Annotated in this window: 10 protein-coding genes; 2 read left to right on the top strand and 8 right to left on the bottom strand. The window is 64.4% G+C overall.

From position 1 onward, the window contains the following. Positions 1–49 precede the first annotated feature (49 nt). From DBR47_RS19090 to DBR47_RS19075, 4 genes are all read right to left on the bottom strand, one after another. On the bottom strand, positions 50–751 hold the full coding sequence (locus DBR47_RS19090) for a 2OG-Fe(II) oxygenase family protein (protein ID WP_124453030.1): 702 nt from the start codon (positions 749–751) through the stop codon (positions 50–52). A 66-nt stretch (positions 752–817) separates the two neighbouring features. After that, positions 818–3,541 (bottom strand): TonB-dependent receptor, encoded by a 2,724-nt coding sequence (locus DBR47_RS19085; protein WP_124453028.1) that lies wholly within the window; start codon positions 3,539–3,541, stop codon positions 818–820. A 296-nt stretch (positions 3,542–3,837) separates the two neighbouring features. Further along, the gene (locus DBR47_RS19080) at positions 3,838–4,176 is read right to left on the bottom strand and encodes a darcynin family protein (protein WP_124453026.1); all 339 of its coding nucleotides are present in this window, start codon (positions 4,174–4,176) and stop codon (positions 3,838–3,840) included. Then, positions 4,173–4,961: an SDR family NAD(P)-dependent oxidoreductase gene (locus DBR47_RS19075; RefSeq protein WP_124453024.1), complete on the bottom strand. Its 789-nt coding sequence runs from the start codon at positions 4,959–4,961 to the stop codon at positions 4,173–4,175. The genes DBR47_RS19080 and DBR47_RS19075 overlap by 4 nt, the downstream gene beginning before the upstream one ends. 89 nt (positions 4,962–5,050) lie before the next feature. On the opposite strand from DBR47_RS19075, the gene DBR47_RS19070 reads away from it, so the two are divergent. Beyond that, positions 5,051–5,599, top strand: coding sequence for a Crp/Fnr family transcriptional regulator (locus DBR47_RS19070; protein ID WP_197047161.1), 549 nt, complete (start codon positions 5,051–5,053; stop codon positions 5,597–5,599). Positions 5,600–5,603: 4 nt separating this feature from the next. Here the strand turns inward: DBR47_RS19070 and DBR47_RS19065 are convergent, their stop codons facing one another. Next, entirely contained in the window at positions 5,604–6,041 is a 438-nt protein-coding gene (locus tag DBR47_RS19065) for a cupin domain-containing protein (RefSeq protein ID WP_124453020.1), read from the bottom strand. Positions 6,042–6,240: 199 nt separating this feature from the next. Between DBR47_RS19065 and DBR47_RS19060 the strand changes: the two genes are divergently transcribed. Further along, positions 6,241–8,316, top strand: coding sequence for a TonB-dependent siderophore receptor (locus DBR47_RS19060; RefSeq protein WP_124453018.1), 2,076 nt, complete (start codon positions 6,241–6,243; stop codon positions 8,314–8,316). Here DBR47_RS19060 and DBR47_RS19055 read toward each other — a convergent pair whose 3' ends face one another. The 3 genes from DBR47_RS19055 to DBR47_RS19045 form a co-directional block, all read right to left on the bottom strand. Beyond that, on the bottom strand, positions 8,317–8,883 hold the full coding sequence (locus tag DBR47_RS19055) for a hypothetical protein (protein WP_124453016.1): 567 nt from the start codon (positions 8,881–8,883) through the stop codon (positions 8,317–8,319). It abuts the gene before it with no gap. Between the two features lie 42 nt (positions 8,884–8,925). After that, complete coding sequence (locus DBR47_RS19050; protein ID WP_124453014.1) at positions 8,926–11,754, bottom strand: 7TM diverse intracellular signaling domain-containing protein; 2,829 nt, start codon at positions 11,752–11,754, stop codon at positions 8,926–8,928. Positions 11,755–11,868: 114 nt separating this feature from the next. Further along, complete coding sequence (locus tag DBR47_RS19045) at positions 11,869–12,990, bottom strand: YeiH family protein (protein WP_124453012.1); 1,122 nt, start codon at positions 12,988–12,990, stop codon at positions 11,869–11,871. Between the last annotated feature and the right edge of the window lie 28 nt (positions 12,991–13,018).

Here is a 13,018-nt window from a genome sequence, read left to right as displayed (position 1 = left end):
GCTGCCATCAAGCGTAGGCAAGTACTGAGCCTGGCTTGGCGCCCCATCATCAGGCGGCAATCAGCCAGCCGGTGATGGCCGTGCGCTCGCCTTGCGCGAAGGGGGGCACATAGGACACGAAGTGGGTCTGCGGCACGCGGAAGAGCGAGAGCGAGTTGAAGTGCGGGAAAAAGCTCTCGCTGATGCTGCCGTCGGGCGCGCAAAAGTGCAGCACGCCACCCCAGTCGGCGCGCCAGTGGCGGGTTAGATTGATCACATACGCCAGGCGGCGGTTTTCGGCGTCGACATGATCGTCATGCGCCACCAGAAAATTGCCCCGGGTGTACATGGTGGCCTGGGCGTAGACGCGATTGATGTCCTGTACGCCGCTGATCTCGCGGATCTTGGACATGAATTGCTCGTCGGCCATCCAGCGCATGAAGCGCGCCAGCAAATCGGCATCACCCCGCTTGGCAGCCGCAACCAGGGAGTCGGTGTAGAAGGAAAACTGGAAGTCCTGGCCCGCCAGCCGGTGGATGCCATCGGCCAGGGCGGCGCGCTGCTCGGGACTCAGCTGGCTCAGCTGCTCACCCGAGAGCATGCGATCACCCTGGGCATCGCGATAGCTCAGCGACCAGTCGATGCCGTCGACCGCGCGCGCCAGCGCATCGATGACCGCCGGCTCAAAGAAGTCGCGAATCAGGATCCGACCTTCGCGCTGAAAGTTGGCGGACAGCTGGGCCGTATCCAAGCTTGGGTTGATGTAGTGCATGCCTCACCTATCGATCAAAAAAAGCAGGCCCGAGGGCCTGCTTGAGTCTTCATGCAGAAGAAAGGGTCAGAACTTGTAGTTTGCCCGCGCGTAGAAGGTGCGGCCCTTCACATCGGCGTAAGTGGGGTCGAAGCCGACCTGGAAGTAATCTTCCTGCACAGTGACGGGCGGCTTTTTGTCCGCCAGATTGCGCACACCCAGGGTCAGGTTCAGGTTCTTGAAGCCCTTGTACTGGCCTTGCAGATTCCACAGATCGTAGGCGCTGACCTGTTTCACGCGGTCATAGTCTTCATAGTCGCTTTGGCGGAAGTAGTTGATGCCGGCCGCCCAAGCACCGCCGTCCCAGTCCAGCGAAATGTTCTGCTTGAGTTTGGGGATAGGACCGCCACGGGTGTACTTGCCCAGGGTCTCCACCAGCTCGCCGGTGACGACATTGGTCTTGTTGCTGCGGGTCAGCAAGGTGGCTTCCCAGCCCGGCGTGAAGCTGCCGAACGAGGTCATAAAGCGATATTTGGCGCTGAAATCAAAGCCCGAGACACGCTGCTTGCTGACGTTCTCGATCGACGCATTGACGTAGTCCAGATAGCCCTGTGAATTCAAGACCAGACGCGAGGCATAGCCCGAGCTGCTGGTGGTGGGGCCGGTCTGGTTTTTGTACCAGTCCTTCATGATGTCGTCGCCGGTGACATTGTCGATACCGTCGGTGATCTTGATATCGAAATAGTCCACGCCCAGGGACATGTCCTTGACCGGCTCAAACACCATGCCCAGGGCCAACGTGTTCGACTGCTCGGGCTTGAGCTTGGGGTTGCTGTTGTTGTACGCGGTCAGCTGCGTGTCGCAGTAATTGGGGTTGGGCTTATTGGCGCAGCCCACCAGCGTGTTGTAGTAGGGATCATTGAAATTGCCGCCCAGATTGGTACCGGCACGGGGCTTGTAGAGATTGTCCAGCGCAGGCATGCGGAAGCCCTTGCCCACCGAGGCGCGGAACAACAAGGTCTTGAGTGGGTTCCAACGCACACTCAGCTTAGGGCTGTTGGACGAGGCGTCGGCCGTTTCAAACTTGCCGTCGCGCGACTCACCCTTGCTGCCGTTGTAGCGGTCGTGACGCAGGGCCAGATTCAACTCCACCGTCTTCAGCACCGGCAGGTTCAGCTCGGCATAGAAGCCTTGCGAAGCGCGCTCGGCCTCCACCCTGCCGGCATTGCCGGAGCCGCCGACGATATCGCCCGAGCCCGCGATGTCGGAGTAGCCGTCCAGGTACTTTTCCTTGCGCAGATCCAGGCCCATGGCCAGGGCGGCATTGCCGCCGGACAGGGCGAACAACTCCTTGGTGAGCGAGAAGTCGAAGCCATTGGTAGTGGTTTCCGAACGGCGATTTTCACCGGACAGCTCGGCCGTCTTCAGCAAGGCCAGGCCGGCCGCGTCATTCGGGCCAAAGGGGTTGACATTGCCCGTCTTCAAAACCTTGACCAACTCGGTGTCGGAGAAATTGCCGGTCAGGAAGGTTTCCACCGCCTTGGCCTTGGCCTGCATCAGGCCCAGCTTGTAGTCAAAGCCGGCGATATTGCCCTCGGCACCGATGAGCAAGCGCGTCATGTCATTGGTGGTCTTGGTCAGGCGCTGGCCGCCATCCACCATGCGCCAGGCAATCACCAAATCACCCCGATAGCCAGGGAAAGAAGCGTCCACCGCGGCGGTGGGGTAGTACTTGCCGCCTGCCGGGTAGAGGTAGTCGGGCCGGCCGGTGGTGCTGGACGGGGTTTGCGATGAGCCGAAGGTGATCTCGTTCTTGGAGTAGGCGAATTCGGCGAACAAGGTGTGATCGTTGCTGGCCTGCACGGTGGCGCGGGCCAGTGCGCCCAGGCGCTCGGAGGCGGGAGAAATATCGATCTTGCTGGTGTAGTCGTAGCGGCAGTTGGCACCGCCCGGGAAGCTGTCCGGTGGGCTGCACTTGGGGAAGCCCGACACGCCCGGAACAAAGGAGCCGGCCTTGTCCTTGCCGGTCACCGGGTCGATATAGCTGTCATTCAGATAGGCATTGGCCGGGAAGGTATTGCCCGAGGACTTGACCACGCCGAGATCGGGGCGGTTGCCGGTCTTGGCGAAGTCGCGGTCGGCGGCCAGGATCACATCGTATTTTTGGTAGCTCAGCGAGCCCAGCAGATTGAACTTGTCCTTGCTCAGATCGCCAAAGCCAAAGCCGGCACTGATGCCGCTGACCTTGCCACCCTTCTTTTCGGGCGACTCGTAGGAGAGGGTGATGTCGCCGCCCTGGAAGTCCTTGCGGGTGATGAAGTTGATCACGCCGCCGATGGCGTCGGAACCGTAGACGGCCGAGGCGCCGTCACGCAACACCTCGATGCGCTCGATGGCGGCCAGGGGGATGGCGTTCAAGTCCACGCCCTGCCCGGCAAAGGGGTAGGGGGTGAGGCGGCGGCCATTCAGCAGCACCAGGGTGCGTTCACGGCCCAGGCCGCGCATGGAGGCGCCGGCTTGGCCGGTGGCGTCGCTGTCGCCGATGGACTCGCCCATGGAGCGCCCACCGCCGCTGTTGGAGCTCAAGGTGTTCACCAGCTCCTGCACATTGGACACGCCGGACTTGTCGATGGCGGCGCGGTTGATGACGGTGACGGGGACCGAGGTCTCGGCGTCAATTCGTTTGATGGAGGAGCCGGTCACTTCCACCCGCTCCAGCGAGTTTTGCGCTACGGCGGCGGCGCTCATCAGCGTCAAGCCACTTGCGTAGATGAGTCCCAAGGCTTGGCAAAGTCGTGTTCGTTTGATCATCGTTAGCTCCAGTCAAGTTTGGTCAACGGCATTGGGTTGGGAAGGCGAGGTCGCCTTGACCACCTCCCATTTATTTCCGGACCGTAAAGTTCGGCGCCCAATTCTTCTCCCCGCCCACTCCAAGCAAGCACAGGGACAAACCCTTCGAGTTGCCTTTTCGCATCGTGGGTTGTCCCGAATAAGGCGGGCCTTGCGGGCATTAAAAAGGGAATCTTTCCCTGCCCTGGGCCTGTTTTGTGCGGCGGCTCATGGGGGGCTGGAATCCAAACCTCGAACTAGAGCGTTCACTCAAATACTCATGGCATGACTTTTGGCTCTTGACCTGCTTCGTAAGCCCGAAAGCCGTCCTCCCAAGCCGGGATGATCTGGCGTATCTCGAAGTAAGGCTCGGTGATCAGGGCGGAGTCTTTCAGCGCTTCGACGAAAAAATGCAGGGCGCGCGCATCGGGCACGGCCAGCATCAGGACATCGCTGCAGAGGGCGGTGTAGGCCTCGCAGTCGAAGTGGCGCAGGCTCACGCCGGGGTGTTTGGGCAAGAGGCTCAAGACCTCGGACTCGAACAAGCGATTGCGCTCGCTGCGCGACAGGCGCAACCAGGCGGGCAGGACTTGGACCATCAAAAAACAGTGATTCATGGCGGGGTTTCCTTGCTGGCTTTGAGAAAAAAGGCGCGGGTGCGAGTCGGTGCCAGCCGCAGCAAAAAGGGCAGGGCACGCGCCGGGCCCACCCAGAGTTGGGTTGACAGACGCCGAGCTTGCAAGGCCTTGGAAAGAGCTGTGGCGACCGCCTCCGGCGCGATCTTGCGGCCGCTGCGTCCGGCCGTCATGGGCGTGTCCACCAGGGGCGGGATCAGCTCCATCAGCTCGATCTCGCTGCCTTGCAGCTGGGCGCGCAGGGCCTCGCAGAATGCGTGCAGGCCGGCCTTGCTAGCGCTGTAGGCGGCGGCGCGCCGCTTGGGCACAAAGGCCAGGGCGCTGCTGACCAGCACCAGCCTGGCTCCGCCCTGCGCCTTCAGCGTGGGCAGCAGCAGCTGGCACAGGGCCATGGGCGCCCACAAATTGACGCGCAGCTCGGCCGCCATCTCTTGCGGGCCGTAGCTGGCCTCATCCAGGTTCACATCGTGTTGCAGGCCCGCGCAGTAAATCAGGCCTTTGAGGGGTCGACCGCTTTCCAGCAAGGCCTCAACCGCCTCGCGCAAGGCAGCCTCATCCCCCAAGTCCAGGGCCTGGGTGGCGATCACGCCGGGCGTTGTGCTTTGCAGCCGGGCCAAGGCCTCGGGCTTGCGGCCCCAGGCCAGCACGGCCTCGCCTTGCGCGGCCAACTGGCGAGCGATGGCCCAGCCGATGCCAGAGCTGGCGCCGGTCAGCAGCCAGGCTGGGGCTAAATTGGTGGTGGCACTTGGCCCTGTGTTGGAATGCATGGCGCGCAGCTTAGGAGGGCCGGGCAGGCATGTCGTTTACAAAAGATAAGTCGGGTGAGGGAGGGGCCCCAAGCGGAGCGGCTCTGCATTTGTTTCAAGCCCTGGCGGGTCAGGCTCTGGATGCCCGCGAGCTGCGCATCCTGCCTTTGAAGCTGGCTGCGGGTGAGGTGGTGTTTGAGCCCGAGCAGATTCACCCTTACGTCTATGTCGTGCGCAGCGGCTTGCTCAAGCTGCACTACCGCCAGGCCAATGGCGAGGAGTGGATCAAGTCCTTCAGCCACGAGGGCCTGTTCTTCGGCAGCCTGGCGGCCCTGCAGCCGCAGGGGCGCAGCAGCTTTGCCGTCACGGCACTCGAAGACTGCGAGCTGGAGCGCCTGGACTATCGCGAGCTGGAGGCCCTGGCCGAGCGGGACGCCGGCTGGATGAAGGCCCTGTACCGGGCCATGCGCTTGTTCGCCGCGCGCAAGGAGCAACGTGAACGTGAGTTGCTGACGCTCAGCCCGCCCGAGCGCTACCAGGCTTTTCTGCGCGAGGACGCCGCCCTGGCTGCGCGCCTGCCCCTGAAGGAGCTGGCGCTCTATCTGGGCATCACCCCGGTGAGCCTGAGCCGCATTCGAGCCCGGCTGAGCGAAAGCTAGGCGCTCAAGGTGTGGGTGCCGAGGCCGGGGTGGCCAGGGGCTGGCCTTTTTCCACCACATACACCCCCACCAGCTTGGTGGCGACCTTGCCCTCGTTCTTGGCGCTGTGCACCACGCCGGCAGGGATCACAAAGCCTTCACCCGCGCTGATCTTGCGGGGCGCTTGGCCTGCGATCAGCAAGGTGGCTTCGCCTTCCATGATGTAGCTGATCTCGTCACCCGGATGCGTGTGCCAGCCCGCCACGCCACCGGCGGCGATTTCCACCCGCGCCACCACGGCCTCGCGGTTAGGTACCGACACATCGGCCTTGGTGACCAGGCTGCGGGTCAGGGCCGGCGGGGCCGGGCTGTTGACCGCGCTTGTGGGCGTTTGTGCCACCACGCCACCGGCTGTTGTGAGAACGAGCAGGGCCAGGGCGAACGGTTTGGAAGAAGCTTTCATGACAATCCTTTTCGCAGTGAAGGGCGGGAGGCCCATCCTAGACCCCGCATGACTTTTTTCATCCCTCGCTGCACCCCGGAGTTTCCTGCGGGGCTTAGATTCCGCTACCGCACGGGCCAAGCCATGGCACTTGCCCGTTACTTCCCCTTGCATTTGTCGCTTCCTGAGAGACTGCGCCCCGTTCACACCAGGGAGTCCCATGAAGATCAGACATCAAGCCGGTCGGCCCATGCAGCCGCTGCACCCACTCAAGCCCTTGCTCCTAGGCCTGCTGGCCGCCGCCCAACTGGGCGCCGCCGGTTTTGCTCAGGCCGAGGAGGCCAAGCCCGCGGAGCCGGTCGCCAAATCGAGCACTGAGGACAAGCCCGCCAAGCTGGCCCCGGTGGCCGTTATCGGCAACCGGGTGCAGGCCGGCCGCCTGCAGATCAGCGGTGAGGAGCTGAGCAAGGTCGCGGGCTCGGGCGGCGACCCGGTGCGCGCCCTGCAGTCTCTGCCCGGCGTGGTGGCCACCAGCGACGGCAATGCCGCGCCCGCCATCCGTGGCTCGCGCCCCGGCGACAACAGCTACTACATCGACTTTCTGCCGGTGGGCTATGTCTTCCATCTGGGCGGTTTTGTCAGCACCGTGCATAGCGATCTGGTGCAGCAGTTCGATCTCTACACCGGCGCCTTTGGCCCCGAGTACGACGATGTGCACGGCGGCATCATCGATGTGCAGCTGCGCAAGCCGCGAACGGATAAATTCGGCGGCAGCATCAACACCAGCTTGACCGGCGCCGATCTGCTGGTCGAAGGCCCGGTGAATGACAAGCAGAGTTTTTACTTCGCCGCCAAGCGCAGCTACTTCGACCTCATCATGCGCGGCAAGCAGACCGATGAAGACAGCGGCGTCATCTACTCCGCCCCCAAGTATCACGACTACCAGGGCCGCTACCGTTGGCAGCTCAACCCAGACAATGAGCTGAGCTTTTACGCCCTGGGGGCGGCCGATCAGATCGACTACTCGGTGCCCGCCGACACCAGCCTGGGTCAACAGCAGCCGGCCCTGGTGGGCGACTCCTCGGCCAAGTACGGCAGCAATACCCAGGCCCTGGTCTGGGACAGCCGCATCAATCCGCAGATGACGAACAAGCTGGCCCTGGGCCACTGGTCGTCCAGCAATCGCAGCAAGGCGGGTCTGGCGGCCGATGTGGACATCAAGACCGAGAACCTCTTCTTGCGCGAGCAGCTGCGCCTGCGCGTGGTCGAGGACCATGAGCTGACCCTGGGCGCGATTCTGTTTTCGCAAAAGTACCAGCTGGGCCTGGACATGCTGGACCCACGCTGCACCGAGTTCGATCCCAACTGCGACCTCAGCAGCGGCCAGCGCGTCAAGCTGCAAGAGAAGCTGACCGTCAACTACGCCAATCTCTACGCCAAGGACCGCTGGCAAATCAGCTCCGATCTGGCCGCCACCCTGGGCCTGCACCTGACCCGTGACGGCTACCTCAAGCAGAACTATGTGGAGCCGCGCCTGGGCCTGGAGTGGCGGGCGATGAAGAACACCACCTTGACCCTGGCCCTGGGCAAACACAATCAGTTCCCCGACGGCGCCCAGGTGCTGCCCGGCATCGGCAATCCCAAGCTGGAGCATGTGCGCGCCAAGGCGGCGGTGCTGGGCGTGAATCAGCGCCTGGCGGATGGCTGGTCCGTCAAGGCCGAGGCCTATGTCAAGAAGATCAGCGGCTTTGGGCTCAGTGACCCGGCGCTCAACTACATCAACGGCGGCAGCGGCGACTCCACCGGCCTGGAGCTCTTCGTCAAGAAGGACGCGATCAACAACAGCAAATTCTCCGGCTGGGCCTCGGTCAGCCTTTCGCGCGCACAGCGCAAAAACGATTTGACCGGCCAGCAGTTCCGCTTCGAATACGACCAGCCGGTGGTGATCAATTTGGTGGGGACTTACAAGCACTCCGAGCGCTGGCAGTACGGCGCCAAATGGAGTTATCACAGCGGCAATCGCTATACCCCGGTGGTGGGCACTCGCACGGACTCGACCGGGCGCATCCTGCCGGTCTACGGCGAGATCAATTCCGAGCGCCTGCCGGCCTATCACCGCCTGGATCTGCGCGCCGACTGGACGGTCTCACCGCGCCTGAGCTACTTCTTCGAGCTGAACAATGCTTATGGCCACGAGAATGTGGAGGGCTATCAATACTCGGCCGACTACAAGACCCGCAAGAAGGAAGTCGGCTTTGGCCTCATGCCCAATGTGGGCCTGAGCTACAAGTTCTGATCAGTCGTCCCTGAAGCCGAAGCGGCTGGGAAACACCATGCTTTGGCTGGTGCGAAACACCAGGCCCTGCTTGAAGTGCACATTGAAGCGCATGGGGTAGCCGGTCTGGTCGGGCTGGATATTCCAGTCCCACACCTCTTCCTCGCTGAGATCGAAGTAGACCCGTGAGCGCTCGCGGCCCAGGATGCGGCTGACCTGCTCCGGCTTCATGCCGGGCAGGATGCGGGCGCGCTGGGCCGGGTCCAGGCCGTCGACGATGCGGGTGACGCGGCCGTCCTTGTCCAGCGTGATCATGGGGCAGCGGCTGCCGAAGGGCTGGCTGGCGTACTCCAGGGTCTGGCCGCCATCGGGTTCGGGCCAGATGCGGCTGGGCGGGCCGTAGCGGCCTTGCACATCGGCGCCGGTGCTCAGGCCTGGCTTGACCTGGGCAAAGCCGTCCAGCTGGGCACAGCCGCCCAAGCCCAGCCCCAAGCTCAGCAGCAGCAAGAGCTGGGCAGTGGCCAGGCCTCGCTTGCTGGCAGGAGAGCTGGGGCGCGGCGGCAAGGTGGGCAGAGTCTCAGCAGGCATGCAGGTTCTCGGGAGGTTTGTTGGGTCAGTAGATGGCTGGGCTCACAGCCCGGCAATGGCTTGGCTGAGTGGCTGCTCCTCGCCGCCGCTGCCTTCGCCACCGCCATGGATGGGGTTGCGCTGGCAGGCCTGGGCCAGGCTGGCCAGCAGCAGATCGGGGGGCACGGGTTTCTTCAGCACGGCGCAAATCATCGTGTCCACGCCCTCGCCGATGGGGGCGGCCTCCTGGTTCAGCTGGCGCTGCTCCAGGCCCTGGCCGGAGATGATGACGGTGGGCACCAGGCCCCAGGCCTCAAACACCACCCGCAACACGTCCAGCGCCGTCTTGCCATTGGGCAGGCGGAAGTCGCTCAGCAAGACATCGGGCTGGCGCTCCAGCGTGGGCAGGCAGGACTCCAGCTCGGCCAGGGAGCTGAAGTCGTCGTGCAGCACGCCGTGGAAGTCCAGCAGCGCGGCGGTGGACATGCGCACCAGCATATCGTCCTCCACCAGCCAGACGTAGGCGCCAGCCAGGCCTTCGGTGTGCGCCAGCTGCAGGCTGGACTCCTGCCGCCAGGGGTGGGCGGCCTGCTCCGAGATGGGCAGGCGCAGGCTGAACTGGCTGCCCAGGCCCAGCTGCGAGCTGGCCTTGAGCTGGTGGCCGGGCAGCAGGGCCAGCACGGCGCTGACGATGGACAGGCCCAGGCCCACGCCCTTCTCGGTCTCGGGCAGCTGGTTGTTGAACTGCACAAAGGGCTTGAATACCGCGCCGCTGGAGAGATGCTCCTCGGCAATGCCCAGGCCGTTGTCGATCACATGCAGCCAGGCGCCTTCGTCTTCTTCACTGCCGGCCTCTTGCAGGCTCAGGATCAGCCGCACAAAGCGCTGGCCGGGCTTGGCCGGGTCGGCGTACTTGATGCTGTTGCTGACCAGATTGACCAGCACCTGGCGCAGCAGCTGGCGGTCGCTGCGTATCGACAGGGCCTGCGTGCCCGGCCCCAACTCCAGCTCCAGCGTCACGCTCTTGGATTGGGCGTAGTCATGCAGCTGGGCCTTCACATCGCGCACCAGGGCCTCGGCATTGAGGGCCTCGATCTTGGGGTTGACCAGGCCGGACTCCAGCCTTGAGAGATCCATCAGCCCGCCGATCTGGTCGCGCATCACCCGGGTGGCTTTTTGCGCCAGCTCGACCAGCTCGATGGCATTGAAGGTGGCGCCGGTGCGGATCTGCCGCACCACCGGCGAGAGCGCATTCGCGACCGCCTGCAAGGGTTGCTTCAGATCGTGCACCGCATGGGCCAGAAAGCGCGATTTGTCGCGGTTGCGCTGCTCGGCCTCCTCGCGCAGGCGCTCCTTCATCTCCACCAGCGCGCGGCTGCGCTCCTCCGAGAGATTGACCGAATTGGCCAGCGCCTTATTGGCCGAGGCGAGGGCGAAGTTGGAGGCCTCGAGGGCGCGGTTGAAGGCCTGCATCTCCTCGGCCGCCTTGCGCAGGGCGCGCATCTGGGTCAGGCGTATCGCCAGGGCCAGGGACAGCAAGACCACCTGCAGGCAGGCGCCGATCTGGGCCATGAAGAAGTTGCTGTCGGTGACCGCCACCAGGCCCACTCTTTGCAAGATCAGGTGCAGGCCGCCGGCCATGATGGGCAGGCTGGCGGCCAAAAAGGCATAGGCCGGCTTGTAGCCCTGGACGGCGCCGCGCCCGGACAGCAGCAGGGTGCGGAACATCACCGAAACCGCCACGCCCATGGCCAGCAGCACGCCCCAGCTGAAGGGCAGCAACCAGCCCAGGCCCAGCACCAGCACATAGCCCAGCGCGATCGCCTGGGGCGACAGGCTGGGGGTGCGCAGGCCCGGCACATCGTGGAAGTAGTCGTGCACGAAGTTCCAGACCGAGAAGGTGCCCAGACCCAGCAGAATCACCGGCGCGCGGTCATTCCAGCGCAGCGCATCGGGCCAGAGAAACTCGGCCCCCAGGCCGGTGGCGGCGAAGAAGAACAGGGTGATGCTCAGCACCCAGATCACGTAGTGGGCGTAGATGCGCTCCCGGGCGCTGATGTAGAGGATCAGGTTGTAGAGAAACATCCCGAACATAAAGCCCAGGAACGCCGCCTGGCCCAAGAAGACCTTGGCATCGCGGGCGCGCAAGGCATCGGCGCGCCAGAACTTGCTCTGCATCAGCAAGGCGCTGTCGCTGCTGACCCGCATCAGCACCAGCACCTCGTCGCCCGGCTGGGCCTCGATGGGAATCAGCAGATTGCGGTGCGGGATCGGCCTTTGGCCGAAGGGATAGCGGTCACCCACCCGCCAGTGGCTGAAGCGGGCTTGGTGCGACGGCGCTGCGCCGGCTTGGCGCAGCTGCACAAACACATCGACCTGGTCCAGCACCGGATTGGCGATCTCCAGCAGCCACTCCTCGCCACGGGCCTCATGGTCATGCTGGGGGCCGACCTCGTTCAAGGCCTCGACGCTGCCGGCAAAGCGGCTGGGTGGCCGATAGGCGCCGGGCGTAGGCGGTAGCTGCATCACAGTGCGGAACCAAGCACTGTCCTTGTAGCCCAGATTGGGCAAGGCCTTGGGCCCGGACCAGGCCGACAAAGGCATGGCCGCCAAGGCCTGGACGCCCTTGTCGATCTGTTGTTGCGTTTCCTTGCTGGCCGGGTTTTGCTGCTCCAGCAAGGCATCCAGTTCGGGGCTGGGGCTTTTCAACAGCCAGTGCAGCTCGGGGGTGAACACGGTTTGGCCCTGGCCGCCCTCACGGTGTGCAAGCGCGTTGCTCATCAGCAGCAGGCAGGCGCTCAGCAGCCAGCAAATCAGCAGGGCGTGGCGGGCCAGCGTGCGCAGGGGCTGGGCCTCAGCGGGGCAGGGCAGTGGGCAAGGCGGGTGGAGCATGGATCGAACACCCAGGGCTTCAAACGGCGGCGGTCAAACGGTGCAAGCGGCCAGTGTGGGCCGTTTGCATGAACCCCGATGCTAAGCCATCCCATCCGCGTCGGCCGATTTCAATCAGGCCAAAACCAGGCTACAGGCGCGGTGGATCAGGCTGCCACCGGCCACCAGCCAGACGAACAGAATCAGGCCCAGCAACAAGGGCTTGATGCCGGCCTTGCGGATCACCGAGAGATGGGTGCTCAGGCCCAGCGCCGCCATCGCAGTGGTCAGCATAAAAGTGTCCAGCGTGCTCAAGACCTGCACCCAGCTCTGCGGCAGCCATTGCAGGGAATTGAACACGACCACCGCTGCAAAGCCGAAGGCAAACCAGGGGATGGCCAGACGGGTCTTGCCCGTCGCGCCGGCCTGGATGGCGCCCTGGCCACGCGCCATCCAGGCCGACAGCGCAATCAGCACCGGGGCCAGCATCATCACCCGCAGCATCTTGGCGATCACGGCCGCATCGGCCGCCTCGGGGCTGAGCGAGCGGCCCACCGCCACCACCTGGGCCACCTCGTGCACGGTGGCACCCACGAAAATGCCAAAGCCGCGCTCGCCGCCGGGCAGCCAGGCCCAGCCCTGGTTCAGCTGATGCAAGACGGGGTAGAGAAAAATCGCCAGGGTGCCGAACACCACCACCGTGGCCACGGCCACCGTCACCTGCTCGGCGCGGGCCCGCACGACCGGCTCGGCCGCCAGCACCGCCGCGGCGCCGCAGATGGAGCTGCCCGCGCCGATCAGCAAGCTGGTCTCGCGGTTCAGCCCCAGCCAGCGCGTGCCCAGCAGATAGGCGATGCTGAAGGTGGAGCCCAGCACCAGCGCGTCGATCAGCACACCGGCCAGGCCGACCTGGCCGATGTCTTGCAAGGTCAGGCGCAGGCCGTAGAGCACCACGCCCAGGCGCAGCAGGGGGCCCTTGCTGAAGTTCACACCGGCGCCGCTGTGGACGGCGATGCGCGGGTAGACGGTATTGCCCAGCGCCATGCCCAGCACGATGGCCAGGCTGAGGGCGCTGAGACCGTGTTCACTCAACCAGGCGATCTCGCCAAGCCCCAGGGCCAGGGCGGCTATCAGGGCGGCCAGGCTCAGGCCGGGCAGCAAGCGGCGCCAGGCTGAAAGGTTCCCGCTGTGCTGGCGCTGCTGTGGCGGGCGCGTGCCGGTGCTGCCGTGAAGAGGGAAGGATGCAGAGGGATTCATACGGGGGGCCTTGGCTGTTTTTCTTCTT

The sequence above is a fragment of the Paucibacter sp. KBW04 genome (assembly GCF_003852425.1).
Classification (GTDB): Bacteria; Pseudomonadota; Gammaproteobacteria; order Burkholderiales; family Burkholderiaceae_C; genus Paucibacter_A.
Note: the sequence above shows the minus strand (reverse complement) of the source record. Positions and strands in the feature narration are given on the sequence as shown.

What these genes read in the sequence shown, in the direction of transcription:
- DBR47_RS19055 (WP_124453016.1), bottom strand. Translation starts at nt 8,883, where the DNA reads ATGCCTGCTGAGACTCTGCCCACCTTGCCGCCGCGCCCCAGCTCTCCT.
- DBR47_RS19085 (WP_124453028.1), bottom strand. Translation starts at nt 3,541, where the DNA reads ATGATCAAACGAACACGACTTTGCCAAGCCTTGGGACTCATCTACGCA.
- DBR47_RS19065 (WP_124453020.1), bottom strand. Translation starts at nt 6,041, where the DNA reads ATGAAAGCTTCTTCCAAACCGTTCGCCCTGGCCCTGCTCGTTCTCACA.
- DBR47_RS19080 (WP_124453026.1), bottom strand. Translation starts at nt 4,176, where the DNA reads ATGAATCACTGTTTTTTGATGGTCCAAGTCCTGCCCGCCTGGTTGCGC.
- DBR47_RS19060 (WP_124453018.1), top strand. Translation starts at nt 6,241, where the DNA reads ATGAAGATCAGACATCAAGCCGGTCGGCCCATGCAGCCGCTGCACCCA.
- DBR47_RS19045 (WP_124453012.1), bottom strand. Translation starts at nt 12,990, where the DNA reads ATGAATCCCTCTGCATCCTTCCCTCTTCACGGCAGCACCGGCACGCGC.
- DBR47_RS19075 (WP_124453024.1), bottom strand. Translation starts at nt 4,961, where the DNA reads ATGCATTCCAACACAGGGCCAAGTGCCACCACCAATTTAGCCCCAGCC.
- DBR47_RS19050 (WP_124453014.1), bottom strand. Translation starts at nt 11,754, where the DNA reads ATGCTCCACCCGCCTTGCCCACTGCCCTGCCCCGCTGAGGCCCAGCCC.
- DBR47_RS19090 (WP_124453030.1), bottom strand. Translation starts at nt 751, where the DNA reads ATGCACTACATCAACCCAAGCTTGGATACGGCCCAGCTGTCCGCCAAC.